General features: G+C 50.2%; 17 protein-coding genes. 5 read left to right on the forward strand and 12 right to left on the reverse strand.

Annotated features, from left to right (window positions below):
- Positions 1-164: 164 nt before the first annotated feature.
- The 12 genes from MKY48_RS26195 to MKY48_RS26250 all read right to left on the reverse strand — a co-directional run bounded on the left by MKY48_RS26195 (position 165) and on the right by MKY48_RS26250 (position 11204).
- Complete coding sequence (locus tag MKY48_RS26195) at positions 165-1262, reverse strand: alpha/beta hydrolase (RefSeq protein ID WP_339291630.1); 1098 nt, start codon at positions 1260-1262, stop codon at positions 165-167.
- A 94-nt stretch (positions 1263-1356) separates the two neighbouring features.
- Entirely contained in the window at positions 1357-1950 is a 594-nt protein-coding gene (locus tag MKY48_RS26200; protein ID WP_339291631.1) for a TetR/AcrR family transcriptional regulator, read from the reverse strand.
- A gap of 212 nt (positions 1951-2162) precedes the next feature.
- Positions 2163-3005, reverse strand: coding sequence for a sulfurtransferase (locus MKY48_RS26205; protein ID WP_339291632.1), 843 nt, complete (start codon positions 3003-3005; stop codon positions 2163-2165).
- A gap of 36 nt (positions 3006-3041) precedes the next feature.
- Entirely contained in the window at positions 3042-3815 is a 774-nt protein-coding gene (locus MKY48_RS26210) for an ABC transporter ATP-binding protein (RefSeq protein WP_076324417.1), read from the reverse strand.
- A gap of 21 nt (positions 3816-3836) precedes the next feature.
- Positions 3837-4853, reverse strand: a complete 1017-nt coding sequence (locus MKY48_RS26215) for an ABC transporter substrate-binding protein (protein WP_339267387.1) — start codon at positions 4851-4853, stop codon at positions 3837-3839.
- 39 nt (positions 4854-4892) lie between these two features.
- On the reverse strand, positions 4893-5669 hold the full coding sequence (locus MKY48_RS26220) for an ABC transporter permease (RefSeq protein ID WP_339267389.1): 777 nt from the start codon (positions 5667-5669) through the stop codon (positions 4893-4895).
- Between the two features lie 5 nt (positions 5670-5674).
- Positions 5675-7015: an LLM class flavin-dependent oxidoreductase gene (locus tag MKY48_RS26225; protein ID WP_339267391.1), complete on the reverse strand. Its 1341-nt coding sequence runs from the start codon at positions 7013-7015 to the stop codon at positions 5675-5677.
- Between the two features lie 76 nt (positions 7016-7091).
- The gene (locus MKY48_RS26230) at positions 7092-8072 is read right to left on the reverse strand and encodes an aldo/keto reductase (protein WP_339291633.1); all 981 of its coding nucleotides are present in this window, start codon (positions 8070-8072) and stop codon (positions 7092-7094) included.
- A gap of 168 nt (positions 8073-8240) precedes the next feature.
- Positions 8241-9557, reverse strand: a complete 1317-nt coding sequence (locus MKY48_RS26235) for an LLM class flavin-dependent oxidoreductase (RefSeq protein WP_339291634.1) — start codon at positions 9555-9557, stop codon at positions 8241-8243.
- Positions 9558-9601: 44 nt separating this feature from the next.
- Positions 9602-10174, reverse strand: coding sequence for a DUF4825 domain-containing protein (locus MKY48_RS26240; RefSeq protein ID WP_339291635.1), 573 nt, complete (start codon positions 10172-10174; stop codon positions 9602-9604).
- Entirely contained in the window at positions 10171-10851 is a 681-nt protein-coding gene (locus MKY48_RS26245; protein ID WP_339291636.1) for a permease prefix domain 1-containing protein, read from the reverse strand. The genes MKY48_RS26240 and MKY48_RS26245 overlap by 4 nt, the downstream gene beginning before the upstream one ends.
- Positions 10848-11204, reverse strand: a complete 357-nt coding sequence (locus MKY48_RS26250) for a PadR family transcriptional regulator (protein ID WP_339267400.1) — start codon at positions 11202-11204, stop codon at positions 10848-10850. The genes MKY48_RS26245 and MKY48_RS26250 overlap by 4 nt, the downstream gene beginning before the upstream one ends.
- A 202-nt stretch (positions 11205-11406) precedes the next feature.
- Between MKY48_RS26250 and MKY48_RS26255 the strand changes: the two genes are divergently transcribed.
- From MKY48_RS26255 to MKY48_RS26275, 5 genes are all read left to right on the forward strand, one after another.
- A complete protein-coding gene (locus MKY48_RS26255) occupies positions 11407-11937 on the forward strand; it encodes a DUF2062 domain-containing protein (protein ID WP_339267402.1) in 531 nt (176 codons plus the stop codon).
- Positions 11938-12142: 205 nt separating this feature from the next.
- Complete coding sequence (locus MKY48_RS26260) at positions 12143-13603, forward strand: spore germination protein (protein ID WP_339291637.1); 1461 nt, start codon at positions 12143-12145, stop codon at positions 13601-13603.
- Complete coding sequence (locus MKY48_RS26265) at positions 13603-14778, forward strand: Ger(x)C family spore germination protein (RefSeq protein WP_339291638.1); 1176 nt, start codon at positions 13603-13605, stop codon at positions 14776-14778. Before MKY48_RS26260 ends, MKY48_RS26265 begins: the two co-directional genes overlap by 1 nt.
- Before the next feature lie 12 nt (positions 14779-14790).
- Entirely contained in the window at positions 14791-14994 is a 204-nt protein-coding gene (locus MKY48_RS26270) for a hypothetical protein (RefSeq protein WP_339267408.1), read from the forward strand.
- Between the two features lie 68 nt (positions 14995-15062).
- On the forward strand, positions 15063-16166 hold the full coding sequence (locus tag MKY48_RS26275; protein WP_339291639.1) for a GerAB/ArcD/ProY family transporter: 1104 nt from the start codon (positions 15063-15065) through the stop codon (positions 16164-16166).
- Positions 16167-16239 lie beyond the last annotated feature (73 nt).

The raw sequence follows: 16239 nt of genomic DNA on the forward strand, positions 1-16239 counted from the left end.
AAAAACAACAAAAAGACACAGCCCCATAGCTGTGCCTCCAGTGATCTGGTCGACAAACCTTCGTATTTATCTATCCCCTGCTCCCTTATTGTCCCTGCAGCTGATCCAGTTGCTCCAGCCGGCTATGGCATCCGCCTTTATCAACGGCAGCCCTGTACAGAGACTCACTTGACCTTCGCTGTAGCACCCGTTCGCTCCAAAATATCAAATAAGGCCTCGTTGAATTTCCCCTTCCGCTCCAGCATGGGAACATGGCCCGCTTCCGGAATGGAGTAAAACAGCTTGAGCGGGGCTTTGATCGTCGAAAAAAATTCCTGTGCCAGCGGATAGGGGGTTTGCCAGTCCCGCTCTCCATGAATATAAAAGACTGGAATATCAAATGCAGCGCCCATAGACGACAGATCGAACGATTCCCATAAATATTCCCAAATAGGACGCTGTCCTTCGCCAAATGCTCCGGAGATGAAAAAATATCTCATATCCTTAAGCGTATAAAATGGTGAACCTAACGCATTGAGGATAAGCTCTGTTGTTGGACCAGCCGATAACTTATATTTTCTTTGGAATTTTCGAACCTTCATAAGGTTCCTGATCATGCCGTCATCGAATGCTGGCGGAGGATAAGGCTTCAAACGAAGAAGATCCCGATAATCGTTGTCGTTCCCGGCCATTTTCGCCGCTTCCAGTACTTTTTCATAGCCGACGCGTTCATTGTCCATCATATTCACAACCTGCCCAACGCCGATATAAGCCTGCACAAGCTCCGGATATTGTTTGCTGAACAGGCTACCTAACACTGAGCCCCAGGAATGCCCCAAAATGATAATCTTCTCTTTGTGATACTTTTCTTTCAAATAGTTCACAATTTCATATGTATCCTGAACGATACGGTCAACCGTAACTGTTGGGGCAACTTGTTTCGGATCATTGTTAAAATAGGTTTTGCCGCTGTTTCTTTGATCCCAATGTACGATCGTAACATGCTTCTCCCACGGGATCTGAAACTCTTGGGCAAACGGCAATATAGGCTCTCCTGGACCGCCGTGCAAAAACAGCATCACTGGATTATCCATGTCCTCGCCCCGATGATGCAAATATTGCGAAATGCCGCCGATGGTTACGAATTCTCTGCAATCAATGCCATTACTCATGGGATTGATCCGAATTTGATGTGCAATCTTCTTTTTCTTGTACTGGGCAAACATAACGAAGCTGACGGTGAATAAGAGCAACCCGGCTAATACGATCCATATAACGCTCATCGTGTCCTCCGGTAAACGTTAGGACCTGGGTTACGCAGAGCAGAGCCATTAGGGGCAATCCCATACAACGGTTTGTACTTCTCCAAGGATTCTCTCATTGCTCGGCTCCTCCCGTCATATAGTCGGCAATGGCATGGACGAGAAAATCCAAGGCCTTCTCTCTTCCCCGCTCACCAAAAGACATATCTGTCGACCCAACAAAATGGAGTGCATTCATTAAATAGGCAAGCACATCCATTTCGCATCTCGATTCGTCAATGCCGCAAAGCGACAGCGTCCTGCTGAAATAGTTGTTTGATTTTGACGCTTCCCGGTCCGCCACCTCAGCTGGGAGCTTACGAAGCAGCAGCTCTATATCCGATGGGGAAACGTAGAGCACGATACTGTCAGCCGCCAGATAAATTTCCTTTAATACTTTTACAAGCCTTTCATTCAAATTTGCGTTTTCAGATAATAAGGCCTCCACTCTCTCAAACATTCTGCTCTCGCTCTTTTTGATAATCGAATAGAGCAGTTCTTCTTTGGAATTGTAGTACGAGTAAAAGGAACCTTTGCCGATATGGGTCGCACTGGTGATATCCTCTACTGTAATCCGCTTTACGCCTTTCTTGCGAATCAGTTCAATCCCTTGTGTAAACATCGCTTCTCTCACCATATCTTTTTCATGTTCGGTGACAATTTTAGGCATAACCCCTCTCCTTTTAATGACTGTAAATACATTATTCAGTCATTAAAAATATAATAATCCTTTTTCCTGTTTCTTACAAGATGTTTTATTTTCGCTGAATAGTGTTTCGCTAGTGGAGAAAAAACAGGAGAATAGATAAGGAGAGTTCAAAGGCATATATGTGCTACACCGCTTTATCACCGGAACCCACATCAGACGCAGGCTCTTCCGCTTTACTCGTTCCCAGTGGCTACCGGATTGTCCTTGTAGCTGATCCAGTCGCTCCAGCTGCCTGCGTACAGCTTCACCTTGCGGTATCCGGCTTCCTGCAACGCCAGGACGTTCGGACAAGCCGACAACCCCGAGCCGCAGTACACTATTACTTCATCCTCGGGAGAAATTCCAGCAAAACGTTCCCGCTGCCGCTCTGCTCCCTTCAGTGTCCCGTCTTCATTCATCCCGTCCTTCCAAAAAGCATGCACCGCTCCCGGAATATGTCCGGCCACCGGATCCAGCGGCGCGGTTTCTCCTGTGAACTGCTTCCAGTCCCTTGAATCGAGCAGGGTCACGCCGGCTGCGCCAAGCTTCACCCTCACCTCGTTCACATCAGCCAGCCAGTCCTGTTGGACATTTGTCTGGAAAGAACGCGTCGTCACTTCGCTTTCCTCCGAAGTAAGCGGATATCCGGCTGCTTTCCAGCTTGCGAACCCTCCATCCAATATATATGCCGACCCGTGGCCCAAGTATTTCAAAATCCACCATAACCGCGCTCCTTCCGGGCGGAGGTCACCGTCATAGACAACGACAGGCGTATTTGCATCGATCCCGAGCTTGCCGAGTCGCCGCGCAAGCTCCTCCGGATGCGGGAGCGGACTCCGGCCGCCATGCTCGCTTGGCAGATCCATCAGATGCTTTTTCAAATCAACGAATACCGCACCAGGCACATGCTCACGCTGGTAAGCCTCAAAGCCGTAACCCGCATCACCCGGGCTGAATCGGACATCTGCGATAACCAGCTGACCCGGTTTCGACTCCAACTGTTCCAGCACCCATTCCTTGCTTACGAGATTTGACAATAACTCCACGTCCCTTCTGTTTTCAAGCGGCTGTTCTTAAATCGTAAATTCCAAATCCTCTTCTGTCTTCACGTCATAAATCGCCGAGTAGATATCGTTCTGAATCTTCAGCAGACTGGCATCCTCCCGCTTGCGCGGACGCTCATAGGGAACGTCGAAAATATGGTGAATACGCCCAGGACGCGGAGATAACAGGACGACTCGGTCTGCGAGAAAGACGGCTTCGGATACATCATGGGTAACAAACACCACCGTTTTCTTCTCCTCCTGCCATATGCGGAGCAGATCCTGCTGTAGCTGGAGCCGGGTAAGATGGTCCACCGCGCCGAAAGGCTCGTCCATCAGGAGGATGTTGGGACTATTCACAAGCGCCCGTGCGATCCCGGCGCGCTGCCGCATGCCTCCCGACAGATGATGGGGATATTTGGAACCGAATCCCTGCAGACCGACCATATTCAAATATTTGTCTACGAGCGCTTGCCGCTCTGCTTTTTTCATGCCGCCGAGCTCCAGCCCAAGGCCGACGTTCTGCGAGATCGTACGCCATGGATACAAGGATGCATCCTGGAATACAACCCCCGAGCTCCGGGTGGGTCCCTTAATCTTCGCGTCATCCAGCCAAATCTCGCCTTCCGTTGGGAGCTGCAACCCCGCCAGCAGTTCGAGCAGCGTGCTTTTGCCGCAGCCGCTCGGCCCAAGGATGCACAGGAATTCGCCATCTCGGACTTGCATGCTTATATCTTGAAGCGTGATCGTAGGAAGATCACCGTCATATACCATCGAGACATTTTTCACCGTAAAGCCAGACATATGAACTCCTCCTGCCACACTTTATTTTTTCGGAATAAACCGTAGGTCCAGAATGTCCTCCACCTTGTAGATCTCATCCTGGAAGCCCAATTCCTTTTGGATCTGCTGGGTGTCATTCAGCGCGTTGATGTCCACATCCGGGTTGTTCTCCCATAGAACTTCTTCGCGCTCCAGCGCCAGATCCAGCACCTCGGGATCGATCTCGATGTTCTTCAGATAGTAAGCCTTATACTCGTCCGGATGACTCTTCGCATATTCTTGCGATTTAAAATAGGCCCGCAGCAGCTTCTCGACCAATTCCGGCTTCTCGTTCAGAATCCCCTCACGCGCCGCCAGCACCCCGGTGTGGAAGGTCGGTAGGTAATCCCAGCCTGTAGCAATGATATTTCCTTTTCCCTGCTTCTCCGCGAGAGAAGCGAACGGCTCATGGATGATCGTGGCGTCAACCTGTCCTGTTTCCAGACTCGCGTATGCCGCCTGATGCGTACTGTTAGCAATGAAGGTCACATCCTCCGGCTTCAATCCATGCTCCTTCAGGATGACCTGTGTATATACCTCCAGCCCGCTGCCAAACACAGCGATGCCTACCTTCTTGCCCTTCAGGTCTTCCACCGTCTTGATCTCCGGCGAGGCAATCAGGTAGAATGGGCCTTTGGTCCGGAACATGGAGGAGACAATTTTGACGGGGGCGCCCTTGCCCGCAGCTACAATCGCTGTCGTTGTGGCTACGTCGACCACATCGATGTCTTTGCTAGTCAGGCCGGCAATTGGGTCCTTGGTGGTAATAAACTCGACGTCGAGTCCTTCTTCCTCGAAGAATCCCTTCTCCGCCCCGAAGGACACCGCCAATCCGCTGGCACCGCTAAGCGGTGCGTATCGGATCTTCTCCAGCTGGTTTCCCGCAGCGTTTTCTCCGCCCACTGTGGACGGAGCTGCTCCCTTGCCGCTATCCGTGCCGCTTGCGCAGCCGGCCGTCATGGCGATCAGCCATATCGTTGCAAATGCAATCATGTATGAACGTATTCCTCTTCTGGTCATATGGATCTCTCCTCTGTAAGTGACGCTTTTTCCAATGGTCTATGATGATTTCCATTTCAAAAACACATTGCGTTCCAACAAATCGATTAATGAAATAATAAGTACGGATACGACGGTAACCAGCGCTACAATAGCAAAGGCCTGCGCGGTATTATACAGCGATGTTGCCTTCACGAGAATATTTCCAAGACCATCCTTCGACGCCAGCATCTCCCCAAACAGAGCCCCGACCAGTCCGGTTGCAGCCGATAGGCGCAGACCCGCAAAAATGGTCGGCGCAGCCGATGGCAAAATCACCTTCATGATGGTCTGGTACTGCGTGGCCTCGAATACTTGGGCGACCTTCAGATGGTTGTGCGCCGTCTGCTTAATCCCGGTCATCGTATTGACCGTGATCGTAAAGAAACAGAATAGGAACACAATCGATATTTTATGCGTGATCCCGATCCCGAGCCAGAGGGCGAGCAGCGGCACAATCGTCACCTTTGGAATCGCCATCAGCGCCGAAAGATAGGGCCTGAAGAACTGCTCCGCCCAAGGAATCAGCACCAGAGCCATGCCCACGGCCAGGCCTCCAAGTGCCGCAATTCCATAGCCCGCAACGAATTCGGCCAGCGTGACGTACAGATGCTTCCAAATCTCCCCTTCACCGAACAGTTTGAACAGCTCTTGGAATACCTTGGAGGGCGCAGGCAGATACAAGCTGCTGACGGTCTCCGTGCGAACCAGAAGCTCGCAGATGCCCAGTATGATCAGCAGCAAAATCGCTTGCCCCGCCCAGATGCCGCGAAATTTCTTGGCTTTCCTCGTTCCCATCAGGCTCACCCCTTTGCAATCAGATCATAGCGGTTCCCCGGACGGCTTAGTCCCAAGTGCTCCCGGAAGGTGCTGCCTTCATATTCGGTACGAAATAAACCCCGACGCTGAAGCTCGGGTACAACCAGCTCCAGGAACAGATCCAGTCCACCCGGCATATAAGGCGGGCATACATTGAATCCATCGGCCGCTTCATCCCGGAACCATTCCTCGATGATATCCGCCACTTGCGTCGCGCTGCCGACAACAAGCAGATGCCCGCGGACCGTGACGGTGAAGAAATAGAACAGATCCCTGATCGTAATATCCTCCCGTCCGTTGGCCTTTCTCGCCAGGTCGGCCCAGTGCAACGCCGTTTCCGAAGCGGATACATCCGGCAGCGGATCCTCCAGGGGATATCCCCTTAGATCAATCCCGATCTTATCCGACAGCGGACCCAGATCGTAATCGGTCACAACCAGTTCATTCAGCTCCGCATATTTGGCACGCGCCTCTTCCTCCGTCCGGCCCACGATCGGAACCAGTCCAGGCAGAACCTTCAAATCCGAAGCTTCCCGTCCATACTCCGGCAGCCGGCCTTTCACTTCCTTAAAGAATTTGACGGCAACTTCCTTCACATTCGTTCCCGTGAAGACCATGTCGGAATATTTAGCCGCCAGCATTTGGCTGCGCAGGGAGGTTCCAGCTGTGATGAGCGGCAGCTGCCCCTGTATCGGGCGCAGAATGTTCAGCGGCCCGGCGACGGAGAAGTGCTCGCCGACATGGTCCAGAGCGTGAACTTTGCTTCCGTCGGCGAACACACCGCTTGCCTTGTCCCGCGGAAGGGAGTCGTCCTCCCAGGTGTCCCACAGCCCGCTGACGATCTCGATAAATTCCTCAGCATAGTCGTACCGCTTGACGTTATCCCAATGCTTCTCCCGGCTGAAATTCAGCGCGGCCCGCGGATCGGAGCCCGTCACGACATTCCATGAGGCCCGGCCTTGGCTTAGATGATCCAAGGATGCCGTGAAACGTGCGATGTTGTACGGCTCCGCATAGGTGGTGTTCACCGTGCCAATCAAACCGATTTTATCCGTTGCCGCAGCCAGATAGGACAGCATCGTAAACGGCTCCAGCCGCGTCATTTGGGAAGGGAATAAATGCTGCATATCTGCGCTCGTGGCCAATCGGTCCCCCAGAAAGAAGAAATCAAACTTGGCCTTCTCAAGCTTCTGGGCAACCTCCTTCAGGAACTGAGGGTCATAGGCACCGTCCGTTTTGCCTTCGGGCAGCCTCCAGCCCGCGGGATGATAGCCCGTCCCAAATAAAAACAATCCAAGATGCAATTGACGACGTTTTGAACTCATAGTTGGGTCACCTTCCTGATCTGTAATGGTTATGGTTGATAATCATCGTGCCTTATGGTTTCGTTATATATCTGCTTTATCCGCGAATTTCCTCTGATAAGCGGTCGATTTCCTGCAGTTCTTCCTCTGACAGCCGCTCATCCGAATACTTCAATGTATCCGTGATATGCTCGGGCTTCGATGCCCCGATAATAGCTGATGTGATGCCTGGGCGACTGAGCACCCAGTTCAGGGCGAACTGCGGAAGCGTCCATCCCCGATGCTCCGCCAGTGGCCGGATCGCTTCCACAACGGAGAGCGCATGCCGCTGGTTCAGCAGCAATTGCAATCTCTCTTCGCCTGCAGCCAGGCGCGAGTCCGATGGGGGAGCTTCGCCCGCCCGGTACTTCCCGGACAATATGCCCCGTCCGAGCGGGCTGTACACGATAACCCCAACCTGCTCGGACTGGGCAAAGGGAATTAATTCGCGTTCGATATCCCTTGTAATGAGACTGTATTCCGGCTGTACGCTCTCGAACCTGCGCAGACCGTGGAGCGCACTGATGCCATGAGCTTTGGCCAGCTGCCAAGCCGCATAGTTCGAACAGCCGATATAGCGGACTTTGCCCTGACGTACAAGAGCCGTAAGCGCCTCGAGCGTCTCGTCCAGCGGGGTACACTCATCAAACCGGTGCACTTGATACAGATCGATATAATCCGTTTGGAGCCGGGCAAGGCTATTCTCCAGCGCACGGTAGATATGATAGCGGCTTTGGCCTTGGTCATTAATGCCGGGACCGATCCGGTTATGCAGCTTGGTAGCTAGGAGAATATCTTGTCTTCGCTTCTTCAGCAGCCTGCCTAGAATTTCTTCCGATTGCCCAAGCTGGTTTACGTTCCCGTTATCCATACCGGTACCGTACACGTCAGCCGTATCGATGAGATTGATGCCAGACCCAAGTGCCTGATCCAATACGGCGGCCGAAGCCCTCTCATCAATCCAGCGCCCGAAAGCCATCGTCCCCAGACTCACCTCCGACACTTGAACTCCGGTTCTACCCAGTGCTCTATACTTCATGATTGCTGCCTCCTCGTAAGATTCATACAAAAAAACAGCCGAAGACACACCTCGGATCATAAGCTGATCCAAGGATGCATCTCCGGCTGTCCGGTAGAACGTGCATCAATTTATTTCCGATATGTTAAGTAGGATTATAGCATCGTCTAATTTTGTCGTCAATTATTTTTAATGTTGGATTTCCGGCCGGGTGAGACCGAGATGGTCCCGTAACGTTCTGCCTGTATAGTCCTCGCGAAACACGCCGCGCTGCTGAAGCAGCGGCACTACTCGCTCCACAAACTGCTCGAGACCACCCGGAAGCAAAGGGGCCATAATGTTGAATCCGTCGCAAGCCCCGCTTCGAAACCAATCCTCGATCCGATCGGCAATCTGCTGCGGGGTTCCGATCATCGTCATATGACCTCTAGATACCGCGTAATGCCGGCCGAGCTCCAGAATGCTTTTGCCCGATTTTGCAGCCATATCCATAATCATGATCGCTCGGCTGCTGTTCCCTTCCCTCGGAAGATCAGGCAGCGGACCGTCTACCGGATATCCTGTCAAATCAGCATTCAGCAATTGCGATACATATTTCACCCCTGCTTCCGGCAAGATGAGCTCGCTGAACGTCCGATAATACGCCAAAGCTTCGGCTTCGGTCTCTCCAAGGAAGATCAGCAGGCCCGGCAGAACCTTCACCTCTTCCCCTTCCCGTCCATACTCCTTGAGCAACTCCTTAAACTCGCGGTAATACCTTATCGCATCTTCTTTACTCTCGCAGGCCGTAAACACAACATCGGCCGTTTGGGCCGCCAGCCTTCTTCCCGCTTCCGAGGTTCCCGCTTCAATGATAACGGGCCTGCCTTGTGGAGATCTAGGCATGTTCAACGGGCCCTCTACCTTAAAAAACTCTCCTTCATGATGAACCCGATGAATCTGGGTCGTATCCGCAAAGACAGCTCTCTGCCGGTCCAACACAAGGGCATCGTCCTCCCAGCTGTCCCAACATTCCTTCACAACCTGTAGAAACTCCTCCGCCCGTTTATACCGCTTCCCATGCTCCATTAATTCCGCCGAGCCGAAATTGCGTGCCTCCGCATCCTTCGTGGAGGTCACCACATTCCATGCGGCTCTGCCGCCGCTGATATGATCCAGCGTGGACAGGCGCCTTGCCAATGCGTAGGGCGCGTTGAATGTAGTAGATGCCGTGCCAGCTAATCCAACATACTCCGTGACACTGGCCAGACTGCTGAGCATGGTCAACGCTTCAGGTTGAAGAAAGCTGACATTCGTCCGCAAATCCTCAATCAGCGGTATCGAGTTGTTGTCTGCAAGGAACACCATATCGAATTTCCCGCGTTCGGCTGCTTGAGTGCAGCGCTTATAGAAATCGTAATCCACGGCTCCGACCCCCGCCGAACCGGGATGCCGCCAAGCGGCAATATGATGGCCGTAATTCATTAGAAAAGCGCCCAGACTTAATTGGCGTCGCTCCGCACCCATCTCTATACTCCCCTTCCCTTTATCTCTACTGAAGCTGTTTATCTCTACAGAAACTTACGCTCAACCAGTTTCTCTACGTAATCACCGACATACTTCATATCATCAAGACGGGATTGAACCTCCTTCTCCCATGTCCCGGCATCCCGTAATGAAGCAAGAGTAACCTGGTCGCCATACCAAGACTGCACCTCGTCCCGTCGGATGGTGAAGGTTTCGTCTTCAAAGGCGAAGATCAGTTTCTCCAAATTATCAATCATGGCAAAATTTGCAGTGGAATTATAAACCAGTAGCTGCTTCAGCTTCTCCTCTTGCAGATCGCCTGCCTTAGCCTGAAATCGGAGCTCGGCCGTCAATTCCTCCGGGTATAACTGAAATGTGCGTTCGATGTCACGCATGGGAAGCGAAGCATTCAAATTAATCAGGTTCGCGGCATTCCCCATATACGGGCTGGCGAAGCTTAACGAATTCCGGATATCATGCGTCAACGGATCATTCTGCTCCGCTTCATATTGAATGGCCTGTTCATTTGCCCTGGGCTTAATGAATCCCTCCAGTGCAGCCATACCCACTACGCCGATAAGCAGCAGTGCAACAATCAGCCAATTTTTTCTGCTCATGGTTCATTCACCTCAAGTTGAAGGGTTAATTTACAAGCTTTTTGGACAAGCAGCGGAATGATGACCGACGTCATCGGGATGGCATATCGCATGACGGTCTCATAGAACGAATAAGGTCCATCGATTCGCAATGCTCGCCCAAACCATAGATCACTGCCGTACTGAATCACGAAAGTGTACAAGGATACGACTACGATAAATATCGACCACAGCCACCATGCCCCTTTACTCCATTTGGCCAATTTGCCTGCGTTGATAATAGCTGTCTGCTTCTCATACCGTTTCAGATGCCGTGACATGGAAAGATACACCGCTCCGGTGAAAACAACAACGCACAGCAGGAGGGTGTTCACCCCTATACCGCTTGGCAAAAATCGGGCCGGGATGGTGACGATCCAGGCCAGCAAGGAATAAATAAGCGCGCTCTGAACAAGGTCATAACGGAAACGATAGCTGTAAACTTTTTGATTATCGTCAATGAGGGCCTCGATATCTTCGATGTTATCAATAGCCATGCTGATGGCCGATTGATATTCCATGCCGTTCTCCATATAATCCGTAACTCGGGCCTCCAAATTGCTGAGAACCTCATTCTTCAGCTCTACCACTTCCTTGGTTTTGCGTTGATTCGCAAATAGACGGTCCACAAAGATCTCCAGGTCATGCCTGTTGGTCATTGCTCTGTCAGCTCCTTTCCGTTCCCGATCAGAACATCGATAATCTCGCGTGCAGCCTTCCATTCCTCTTGATTTTGCAGCAAGCGCCTCTGTCCCTCCTGGCTGAGGTTGTAATATTTGCGCCTTCCACCCTGGGTTTCTTCTCCCCAATAGGAACGGATTAATCCCTGCTTCTCTAACCTTCTCAGACTGGAATACAATGTAGGCTCCTTCAGTTCAAATCGATTCCCGCTTCGTATCGAAATTTCTTTAATGATCTGATAGCCGTAATTATCTCCGTCCGATAACACGCGCAGAATAAAGGTATCAATATTTCCACGTATCAAATCACTGTTATGTAAGGATTCAATCAAATACCCGGACCTCCTTAACGGAATGGAATGGGTATAATATAACGCATATTACTATGCGTGTCAAAGTAATACCTCACACATATATTTCTTTCTTCGTCGATTGACGGTTTACAAGCACTACTATATAATTTTTGAAAGTTCTTCCTATTAATAATTAGAATCGCTTCATTATTGTATTTAGTACGTGCAGGAGGAGACGGTTTTGCTTCATAAATACATTCGACGACTGAAATACTATATTATCCGGACTCTCCGCATGCAAAATAGTGATCATCGAATTGCGCTCGGTTTTGCCGTAGGTTTCTTTCCTTGCTGGTATCCAACCTTTGGCATTGATCTGCTGCTGGCTCCGCTGCTCGCTCGCATGGTTCGGGCGAGCATTCCCTCCGCCTTCCTTGCAGCTTCGGCAGGGACCGTCTTATGGCCGATCCTGTTCTATACAAACTATAGAATCGGGGTGTTTGTGCATCTTTTCACCACATTTCCCAAAACCTTTGAAATCGAAGATGCCCTCTCGGCACCTGTCCCAGAGACGGATTATCGAATTGAGACAAATCATTTTGGCAGATTAGGCGATATGGGCGTCAACTTTTTTGTCGGCGCTCTCATCAACAGCATCCTGTCTACATTGATACTCTATATTTTGCTGCGCATCTTACTCTACGTTTACCGCAGACCTATGCTTCACAAAATCAAAGAATCCATCCGAAGAAGAAAATCGAAGTCTAAATGAAAACTCACATTAAAAAGCGCCTGGAACCTCCTTCCAGACGCTTTTTTGTATTCAGATCAAGTTTGCATTGTCCCTGCCCCATCCCAACTCCTCTTCAATCCCTAAGCCAGCTTCTTTTGGAAAATTCGGTATAAGTTGCTAAAAGTACGGCATTCTAAAGAGGATGAGCCTTTACTACGAACCGGCAAAGGAGGGAAGAACAACAATGAAATCGAATGCGCAGCACGTACTGCTTGCCCCTGTTAAAGAGCGGCTTGCGAATTGCGAGGATGTCATCTATCAATCCTTACGTATCCATGGATCGACGTGTACCGTTATCTATATTGAATCCATTGTGGATATCAGCACCCTGCACGAGCATATCGTTAAACCGCTGATTAAGGAAGCCGCGTTGATTCAGCATAATTTTAACGACTTCATTGACCGTATGGATCGTGGAGATATCCTATCGGTTCCTTTTCATCGTTCTTCCTCGGCGGAGTATATTGCCAATATGATTGTCGAAGGCACAGCGGTAGTGGTTGTGGAGCAGTTGGCAGAGGCTTATTTATTCGACATCGCCTTGTATCAGAAACGGGCGGTTTCGGAATCTCAGAATGAGCTGGTGGTGAATGGACCGCAAGAAGCTTTTATCGAAGACATTGGCACCAATTTATCGCTGCTCCGGCACAAAATCAAGCATACGGATCTCAAAACCGTACGTTATCAGATCGGTGACTATTCCAAAACTACCGTATATATGGTGTATGTCGACGGCTTATGCAAACCTGAAGTTGTCGCCCAAGTGGACCGGAAGCTGAATAACATATCCATTGATGGCACCTTCGGGATCAGCACCTTATCCGAGCAAATGAAGGAAGGCGTGAAATCCCCGTTTCCACAGTTCCAATATACCGAGCGACCGGATTCCGTAGCCGCTTCTCTGCTTGAAGGCAGAGTCGGCATCATGCAGGATGGAACACCGTCGGCTCTTATTGTGCCTGTCACTCTATTTTCCCTGCTGCAGTCGTCCGAGGATTATTATCACAGCTTCTTCTCTTCCAGCTGGATCCGGATAATCCGATTCGTGTTCGCCGTCATTTCATTGCTGATGCCTTCGCTATATGTAGCGATCACCACATTTCAGCCATCCATCATACCCACGGATCTGCTGATCACGCTTGCGGCATCACGTGAGAACATCCCATTCACCGCCTTAACCGAAGCGCTGATCATGGAGCTTACCTTCGAAGCCTTGCGGGAAGCCGGAACCCGGATCCCCAAGCCCGTCGGGCAGACCATATCCATCATCGGCGCTATCGTCATTGGGCAAGCAGCAGTAGCAGCCGGTGTTGTATCCAATCCGATGGTCATCGTAGTGTCCATAACCGGCATCGCTTCTTATATCATTCCGCACTTCGAGCTCGGGCTTGCGTTCCGATTGCTGCGCTTCCCCATACTCATTCTGGGAGGGACACTCGGTCTTATCGGCGTATTTGCTGCTGCCTTCCTTGTGTATGGCCACATGGCTTCCCTGAAGTCGTTTAATACGCCCTATCTGCAGCCCGTTGCGCCGCTTGTGATATCTGAATGGAAGGATACCTTCCTGAGGGCGCCATCCATGCTGATGAAGAAGCGGCCTAAGACCTATGCGTCATCCAACAATTTAAGGAGAAGAAAGCCATAATGCCTCTACTCAAATTGTTTAACATGTTCAAAATAGTACTTCCCCTTACGCTGTTGACGGGTTGCGGTTTCACGATGACTAAGGTTGAGATCAATCAGCAAACCTTTGTATTTGCCATGTATGTGGATAAAGGTCAGCAAGACGACACCGTAGAAGTTACGATTAGTGCCCCCCTTCCAAATCGGCTTACATCTGGAAGCCAAGCAGGCAAGCAAGGTGGTGGTGAACCGTATGCCACGGTAACCAAGACCTCCAGCACTGTGCAGGAAGCCTTGCACCTGATTCAACGGGATCTTTCCAGGCGTTTGGACTTCAGTCACGCCAAGGTCGTTGTCGTTGGCAAAAGCTACGCGGAGGCGGGATTAGAGGAGCTTACGGACTGGTTACAGCGAGAACCGACAACCATCCTCAGTACTTATTTAATGGTTGCGTCCGGAGATGCGAAAAAAGCCGCGGAGCTGACGCCAGTCTTTGAGCAGATGCCCTCGGAGGTGCTCACCCGTTTTGCGGACCAACACAACATGATCACAACGAACTTAAAAGATTGCCTCTATGCCGAATCGGCCAACCAAGGCTATGCCTTGACCTATTTGGCAACAGGCATGAAGCCTATGGTCGCCGATCAGGAGAAACTGAAGCCTTGGACAGGGATTCAAGGCACGGCGCTTTTCCATCATCATAAACTAGTTGCTACACTCCCGATGAAGGAGTCACTTGCTGTCAGTTGGGCAGTAAACGAGGTAAAAGGGCCTATGTATACCGTTTCATGGGATGAAGGTAAGAAGGCAAGCGTGTTTCTCATCACATCAAGCTCTAAGAAGTCTGTTCGCATGGTTTCGGGTCATCCAGTGTTCACGGTAAAGCTAAACGGAACAGGCGATATCGTATACAAACAAAAGCACAAGCAGCTTGATACCCTTCAGGTGAAAGAGCTCATCGAGCGTGAGCTCAATGAGCAAATCACCGGTCATTTAACAAAGGCTCTTCATACCTCGCAACGAGTAGGAGCAGACATCCTGCAGCTTGGCATGCTGGTGGATTGGAACTATCCGGATCATTGGAAAAGAGTTCATGCCAACTGGCCCGATTATTACAAAAACGAAGTTGAGATCCAGGTTGTTACCGACATCAAGATTCGAAACTTCGGATCCATACTCAAAATGAATCCGAAATAAGGAGGTTTGCCCATGCTCGCTCTTCTGTTCCTCGTGTATTCCTTGGTGGAATGGTATATCGCGAAGAAAAAGGCAAAAGCACCTCGTGAAAAATGGACGGTTCTCCTTCTGATCCTTGCGTTTACCGTCTGGAATTTATTCGCCTTGTTTTATCACGAGTGGCTGACCCCCAACCAACTGATTATGCTGCTGTTCGGTTGGCTTAATAACATATAACAAAACATTTATCGTTGTACCTTCACAGAGGACTATAATCTATAACGGAAAGGATGTACGAACCCGACATGCGCAATACTCCCTGGCAGCTGTTCCGTTTCGGATTTGTCTATCTTAACGCCATACCTACTGGATTTCTGATCAGTCCCTTATTGTGGAACTCCGCTTATTTAGGATGGGCCGCGATTCTCGGCGGCTATGTGATGAGTCTAATCTTCCTGTGGTTTACCGTAAAGCTCGCGCTGTGGGACCCTCAGAAACCCTGGATCGATTTCGGCAGTAAACTAGTCAGCAACTGGATTCACGTTCCGATCGTCGCTTTGGTTTTCTTCTGGTCGATCAATTACATAGGGATGGATATCGAAAGCTTCACTTTATTCTTCGACACCAATTACATGCGTGAAACTCCTCAATGGTTCGTGCTCCTGATCGTGGGTTTGGTCGTTATGGTTACCGCCAGATGTGGCATGGAGACGATGATTTATATTTCAGACGGGCTTTTTCTCGTCATTGTCATTGCGATCGTGTCCATGAACATGTTTTTCTTCAAGGAAGCCCATTTCGATATGATGATTGCGACGGTCAGGCATCATAATTATGAGTCTGCAGTTAAGGACGCCCTGTTCTGTCTTTCTTTCTTCGCCGAATGGATCATCTTCCTCTTTCTCGCTCCCTATATCCAATTTAATCGGAAATCGTTTCGAAACCTCGCTGCCGCAGGGATATTGGTGACTATTGGTATATTGCTCCAATGGGCTTCTGCTTTACTGAATTTCGGCCCTTATCTAGGGCGGGAAATGCAATATCCACTTGTTGAATTAATGCGCGCAGCTAGTGGGTTCCTCGCTAATGCCGATCCACTTATCATTGGATTATGGAGCAGTTCGATGTTTTTCCATAGCGCCTTTCTCATCCACGTAAGTGTAAGTTGCCTTGCCAAATTGTTTAACCTGAAGCAAATGGATGGGCCACTAATCGCCATCGTTGGGGGAACCGCTATCGTGATTGCATACCAATATTCGCAAAATCCAATCCGCTTTCTCCAGGACTTCAATTCATTCGAGATGGTGATGTTCTTTATTCTTATAGAGTTCATCCCTGTTTTCTATTGGATTGCCTCCCTGTTCCGCAAACGCAAACACAAACCTAAAGCTAATCATAAATCCGCTTGAAACTTGAAACTGTATCGATATCCTATTGAAAAACAGAAACTGGGAGAGCGGCATTTGCTGCTCTCCCAGTTTT

The sequence above is a fragment of the Paenibacillus sp. FSL W8-0187 genome (assembly GCF_037969755.1).
Lineage (GTDB): Bacteria > Bacillota > Bacilli > Paenibacillales > Paenibacillaceae > Paenibacillus_AQ.